Here is a 7,000-nt window from a genome sequence, read left to right as displayed (position 1 = left end):
AAGTCATTAAAAATAGCTTAAGAATCTGTTTTTTTATTCAACTGTAAAATTATTCAAGTAAAAACGCACTATTATAGAAAATACTTACATCCACAGGCACAAGGCACAGTGGTTTTACTCATTGCTCTATAAATTTTCATAATAAAAAAAACCTTCATCACTTAAATGAAAGTTTTTTAGAAATCAATATTCTATTTTTTACATTAAATAATAAATAGCATCAGAAAAGCTCAAATTTTCTGGTGACCAATTTCTTTTAGGACAATCTACAATTTTATATGGTACTTTTAATTCATCTATAAATTCTTTAAAATCCTCATCAAACCAAGGTGGCGTCCACGCACCTGACCTACAAATGTGTAATGAAGGAACATAAATGTCCTTTTCTAAGTCATCTATATCTATAAAATTAACATTGTATTTATTTTTTATTTCCTTGAAACATTCTGGTTTTTCTGTAGTATACGGACTATATATAATATTTGCTTTATTAATTATATTATTTTTTAAAAGTTTTCCTAACCAATTTGCACAATTAACTTCAAAATTAAGCGAAGATAGTCCACCATACCCTAAATCAGAATGAGCATCAAAAAGATACACCTCATTACAATCATATTTTTTAGCTATGTCATAAGACAACACATGGGAATCAGAAATGTAAACCTTTAAATTTTTATCGAATTTAAAATTTCTTTTTATTTTATTCCAAAAAATATTTGCATTTCTAGAAAGCCCAAATGATTTTTCAATACTTTTGCCTCTATTTCTGCATTGAATATAACGCTTGTACCATAAATTTATAATATTCCTATTATTCTCAATATACGAACCCCAATTTTCCTTCTGAGTATAAACAAAATAATCCCAATCAACTGATAACAAACATTTTTTCATTATAATATACCCCCTCCTCAATAACAAAATATATAAACATAATATGAGATTGAAATATTGAGGTGTATATACTCTTCCTAACTATTATTTTAATACTTTACAAATTATAGTCAAAGTTACCAAATCAAGATTAAGCTTAATAAATAGTTATATATATGGAACAACCTATAAAGCAGTATCTTTCTTTAGAAAAGCTATTCTTTCTTTTATATTACTATGCTTTGCAGATATCTTCCTTCTCCTTCTTTAAACTTCGGAGTTGCCACAAACTCATTTTTAACTAAATACTCATTAGTATAACCAAATATTTGATGCCACAATTCATTACCAATATCTTTAATTGAAACCTTATGTTTTATTGAAGTTAACTTGTCCATGCTTCTTTTTAATTCCATAAAAATTTTTTCAACACAAGGTAATATATCTAAAAGAATTATCTCCCCTATTCTCTGAATAATATCTCTTTCACTGTTTAAAAACACTGGCACATCTATATTTAAATATCCATTATCTTTATCTAGATTTAAATAATTTAACTCTATTAAAAAATTTGCTAATTTTCTTTCATTATTATTTAAATCAACATATTTTCTATTGTTTGTAAATATATTTTTTATTAAGCTACCACACTCTTTAGTAATTATATTATTAAAATCATCTAGAATATCCATATATGCGATATTTAAACTGTGAAATTCAATTCCTTCCTCAATACTTTTAGGAATCATTCTAAAATATCTATACATATCCTTTCTAAAACCATTTCCATCACCAAAACTATTAAATAAAACATCATCAGCCCTATAATTATTACTACTACATAACAATTTATTACTATGATATTCTATTTTTTCACTTTTTTCATATGCAACTATAATGTAATCTCTTTCCCCTGGTTGTGATTTTGATACAGAAAAAATATTTTTATTTGCAAAAAATTCAAAAGCCACTCCATCAAAAATCTCATCACAAATTATATGATATAGAACTCTTTCCACTGAATTAGACTTAATACAATTTAACTTTAAAATTTCATTTTCAATTTTATCACTTAAACTTATTACTCTATCTCCAATAATTTTTCCTACATCTTTTAAAAACACATCTAATATTTTTATATCCTCTTCTAAAAATACAGGAAAATTAATACTATATCCTCTATTTCTTTCATCTATAGCTCTAATTTTCTTTAGACTTAAAATTATATTTTCAACCTTTTCAACATTAATTTTTAATCTATTGCTAATTTTAAACATATCCATAGAATAAGGTTCAGACGCTGATATTATATATAATATTTCTGCTGCATATTTCTTATTGCATACATAAGAAGGGTTAAATTCATCAAATTTCCCCTCATCACCAAAATAATAAAACTCTAACTTTTTATTTACCATAATTAATCCTCCATTAAAACATAGTTTATTATTATTTTTCTTAACATTTATATCCTTTTGTATATTTAATTTCCCTACCTACATTTAAATCTATCAAATATTCGAATTATAATTTTACTACATATTAATCCTAAAATTATTCCACCTAATATATCTGTAGGATAATGAACATATAAATATAACCTTGAAAAAGCTATTAAAATTGCTATAGCAAAAAGTTCAAATGTATAATTCTTAAAATATCTATATAGTACTCCTACTACAGCAAAGGAAGATGTAGTATGTCCTGATGGAAAAGAATATGACAATGGTTTTTTAATTAAAAGATTTATAGGTGATATATCTACACATGGTCTTGGACGCTTAATTATATGTTTTAATATTCCTTCTCCTAATATTGTACTTAATATTAAAGCTCCTAATGCCATAAGACCTATATTTCTATACTTTTTATTTATAATTAATAAGCAAGAAATTACAATCCATATCATACCCAAATTACCTAAAGACGTTATTATAACCATAATTTTATCCATAATATGTACATGCATATTATCTTTTATATAATTCAGAATTAAATTATCAACCTTTTGTATGAAAAATATAATATTCATAATTAAAGTCATTTCATTCCTCCATCAATTACAGTTTAATTTATTTATATTATATAAAAAATAAAGACACTCTCTAATCAGTGTCTTTTAATAAATTATATTTAAGTATATCTATATATTATATAGCTATCATCATATATAATTTTTTATAACTTTATATTTTATACAATTTTTATCCATCTATCCTCAAAACACTTTTCCATAAATTCCGGTTTAGATAAATATGTTCTTAGTGTATCCCTTGTATATTCTGTATTATATTTTTCATTTTTATTATTTGCTAAAGATGAGTAACCTGTACCTCGTTGTAAATAATCTGATGTAGCTACTCTATATAACTTTTCTTCTTCTAATTCTCCATTTTTTAGTATTATTCTTATAATATTTTTCCCATCGTGAGCTATTACTGCACCTGATACATGCAATCTTCCTAGGTATTTACCTCTAAACCCTGCTCCCTTTCCATCTAACATACATATTTCTGATTTAAGAGATTGTTCCAGTGCTTCTTTTATATATTTCCCCTTAATTTCCATGTAAGTTGGATTTAATGGTGATGGACTTATTTCTAAAAGTTTTTTTTCTGAAACTGCACCCCTTTTTATTCCACCATTTATTATTCCACTATTTATTATGCTAAGATCACATGGTATTACATCTCTTAGACCATCTGCTAAAAGATTTGTTATGGGATTTTCATTAACTACATCATGCCAAACGTCTCTATTTATTTCATAAAGAGCCCCTCTTAAGTTTTCAACCGCTAGATCATATTCGACCTTAAGTTGGTCTTTAATTTCACTATCTTCTATTTCATTTATGATTTCTATATTTTGTCCATCAAATTCTTTTATAACATTGTCTTCAATATCTATATCTAAAACTCCTAAGTGGGTTCCATAGCAACCTGATTGATGAACTATTGTTTTATTTAATTTTTCTACTTTATCCATTAAAATATGACTATGTCCACCAATTATAATATCTATGCCTTCAATACTTTCGCAAAACTCTCTATCTTCTCTCATTCCTGCATGACTTAATAATATACATATATCATAATTTCCTTTGTTATCTTTAATTTCTTTTTTTATCTCATCTTTTTGACTTGAAGCATATAAATTATTTAATTCAAAAAATCCATTATATTCAGGTGTTACACCTATTATTAAAAATTTTACATTGCCTTTATTAACTATAATACTTCGCTTTAACCCTTTAATATTTTCTTTATTATATTTATACAAATTACTAGATAAAAAAGATACAGAAGTGGAACCAATCATAGTTTCCATGATTTCTATCCCTGAAAACCCCTCATTATTTCCAACTGAAATGGCATCATATCCTGCCGTTTCTAACAACCTTGATCCAGCTTCACCATTTGTACCTTGAAGTTCAATCCTCATAAAATCATTAAAATCTCCTGCATCTAAAAGTAGTGTATTTTCATCCCTTAGCTCTTTGATTTTAGTTACAGCCTTAGAGAAATTCTCAAATCTACTATGAATATCATTAGTGTGCAATATTCGTACTCTCATAAGATCCCCCTTAAATTTCAAATTATCTATTATGCTCAAACTACTCATTTACTAAAAAATATTACTATCACAATTAATCCTCTAATTTTTTTAACATCTTAAATTACTTTATAACACATATATAGATTTTCGTTCATTATAATTTTTCTACAAATTTTTCCCAAATCCTTTGTATTTTTATATTTTGTTTCATTATTTATATATATCACTTTAAAGTGCAAAATTTAAAACATATAAAAAAACAGTGTTTTAAATGCTTAAATCACTGTTTTTCTATTTAATATATTAAATTTATTTTCTACTTCCATAAACTAAATGAAAATGTAAATGCTTAGAATCTTGATATTTTCCTAAGTTCATTATAACTCTACATGCACCCTCTTCATCTACAACCTCTGCTGCAACTTTTTTTACTACACTTAATAATTCTAACAACAAATCATCTTCATTATCAGTAAGTGTAATTAATGATGATATATGCCTTTTAGGTATAACAACTATATGTTTCTCATATGCTGGCTTAGTATGATAATATGCTAATACATTCTCTGTTTCATACACTTTCTTAACTTCTATTTTATTACTCAATACTTGTTCACAATAAAAATCATTTCCCAATTATCTTCCCCCCATTTTTAAGTTATTTAATGCAAAATAAATTTGTTATTTTAAGTATTTCTACAATTGTTTAATAATACCTGTTATTTTCTATACTTATTATTTTTCATATACTTATTTAAAATTTTGTTATATGTAATTTATTTGATAAAATATACATAACTTATATTGATTTATAAAAAAATTGGAGGTTTAAAGATTTGTTATGATAACTAAAAAACAAAGTAATATATTTAAAGTAGTTACTACAGTGATAGCTTTAGCTTTATATATTTTTCTAAAAATAAAAACTTCTTTTAACCCTGTAATAGGTATTCTTATACCAGTATACTCATATTTTTTAATAATTTATTTTCTCAATAAAAAACATAAGACTTCATAACTATATTAATTTGAATTTTACATTTTATAAAATATATTATACTGTATAGTTTTTAATTTATTTTTTTAAATTAACGTATAAAATTCATATAAATATTATTGTTTTAACTCTATTTCCATTTCTAAAATAGAAAGTTCACTTTCATCTATAATTTCCACTGAAATTTTGTTCACTACTGTATTGAAAACTTCTTGTATATTACAAGTCTCTTTATATGCATTTTCTAAACTCTTCTTATTGTTAAAGCTACCAATAGTCATATGTGGTATAAATTCAACGTTATTTAACCACTCAGGTTTATGCTCTTTTAATATATTTTTATATAAATTATTATGAATCCCTATTAAATCTTCTTTACCGTCTATCACTTTTAAAAATAAATAATTCCCTGATTTATCCTGAACTTTAACTATTCCATATAAACTAATTTTAAAAGCTTTTGTCTCCTTTAATGTTTCTAATAGATAATTTTTTAATTCTTCTGTATTTAGATAACTTTCAAAAGGAAATACTAAAGTTATATGTGGTCTAACCTTATGATATAATGGATCATATACTTTTCTAATTTTATTAATAGCATCTACATTTTCAAACTCTGGAAATATCAATATACATCTTTTTTTCAAAACTATCCCCTTCTATCTATATACTATACATCCCTTTTTTTCTAACTCATCTAACCATTCTATTTCTTCTAATTCTCTATTCCATCTCAAATCTAATCTTTCTAAGTTTTCTATGTTTAGCAACTCTTTGGGTAATTTTTTTAATTTATTTCCTCTTAAATCTAATTCTAATAAATTTTCCATTTTACCTATATCTTTAGGTAAAATATTAATATTGTTATTTCTAAGATTTAAACGTCTCATTTTCTTGCACATACCAATCTCTTCTGGTATCTCTTTTAACATATTATTACTTAAATCTAAAACTCTTAAAAACTTTAAATTTCCAATAGAGTTTGGTATATATTTTAGTTTATTTTCTTTTAAATGAATCTCTTTTAAATTTGTCATATCACCAATAGAATCTGGTAAATCTTCTAATTTATTATCAATTAATCTTAATTCTATTAAATTTACTAAATTTCCAATATTATTAGGAATACTTTTTAACAGGTTTTCACTTGCATTTAAGTATTTTAACTTATGCAAAGTAAAAATTTCTGTAGGTATTTCTACAATTCTATTTCCATGTATATATAAATAATCTTCTAGTTCAGTTAAATATTTAAATTCTATAGGTATTTCAGTTATTTCATTATATCCTAAATCTAGCATCTTTAATTTTGATAATTTTTTTATATTTGCGCTTATACAATTTATTTTATTCACTGATATATTTAAAACCTGTAAATTTTTCATTTGAAAAATTTCATCTGGAATAATATCTATATTATTATCATAAAGACTTAATTCTTTTAACTCATCAAATTTATATTCTATATTAGGTAATTTTTTTAATCCTAAACTATTTAAATTTACTTTCATATTTTTCTCCAATCTATTAAAAACATTTTTATCAAATGAATACTTTTCACATTAATCCAAA

7 protein-coding genes are annotated in these 7,000 nt (G+C 24.0%); all 7 read right to left on the bottom strand.

Going from position 1 to position 7,000, the window contains the following annotated elements; all coding sequences use genetic code 11:
* Positions 1–198: 198 nt before the first annotated feature.
* Positions 199–897: a hypothetical protein gene (locus AZI32_RS10460; protein ID WP_061995784.1), complete on the bottom strand. Its 699-nt coding sequence runs from the start codon at positions 895–897 to the stop codon at positions 199–201.
* A 206-nt stretch (positions 898–1,103) separates the two neighbouring features.
* Positions 1,104–2,294, bottom strand: a complete 1,191-nt coding sequence (locus AZI32_RS10455) for a hypothetical protein (protein ID WP_061995783.1) — start codon at positions 2,292–2,294, stop codon at positions 1,104–1,106.
* A 74-nt stretch (positions 2,295–2,368) separates the two neighbouring features.
* The gene (locus AZI32_RS10450; protein WP_157450889.1) at positions 2,369–2,920 is read right to left on the bottom strand and encodes a phosphatase PAP2 family protein; all 552 of its coding nucleotides are present in this window, start codon (positions 2,918–2,920) and stop codon (positions 2,369–2,371) included.
* Between the two features lie 149 nt (positions 2,921–3,069).
* Complete coding sequence (locus AZI32_RS10445) at positions 3,070–4,449, bottom strand: 5'-nucleotidase C-terminal domain-containing protein (RefSeq protein WP_061995782.1); 1,380 nt, start codon at positions 4,447–4,449, stop codon at positions 3,070–3,072.
* Positions 4,450–4,740: 291 nt separating this feature from the next.
* On the bottom strand, positions 4,741–5,067 hold the full coding sequence (locus tag AZI32_RS10440) for an HIT domain-containing protein (protein ID WP_061995781.1): 327 nt from the start codon (positions 5,065–5,067) through the stop codon (positions 4,741–4,743).
* A gap of 477 nt (positions 5,068–5,544) precedes the next feature.
* Positions 5,545–6,075: a 2'-5' RNA ligase family protein gene (locus AZI32_RS10435; protein WP_061995780.1), complete on the bottom strand. Its 531-nt coding sequence runs from the start codon at positions 6,073–6,075 to the stop codon at positions 5,545–5,547.
* A gap of 12 nt (positions 6,076–6,087) precedes the next feature.
* Positions 6,088–6,939 (bottom strand): leucine-rich repeat domain-containing protein, encoded by an 852-nt coding sequence (locus tag AZI32_RS10430; protein WP_207710464.1) that lies wholly within the window; start codon positions 6,937–6,939, stop codon positions 6,088–6,090.
* Between the last annotated feature and the right edge of the window lie 61 nt (positions 6,940–7,000).

The sequence above is a fragment of the Clostridium sp. ATCC 25772 genome (genome assembly GCF_001573875.1).
Classification (GTDB): domain Bacteria; phylum Bacillota; class Clostridia; order Clostridiales; family Clostridiaceae; genus Clostridium_J; species Clostridium_J senegalense.
This window is presented reverse-complemented; position numbering and strand designations above follow the sequence as displayed.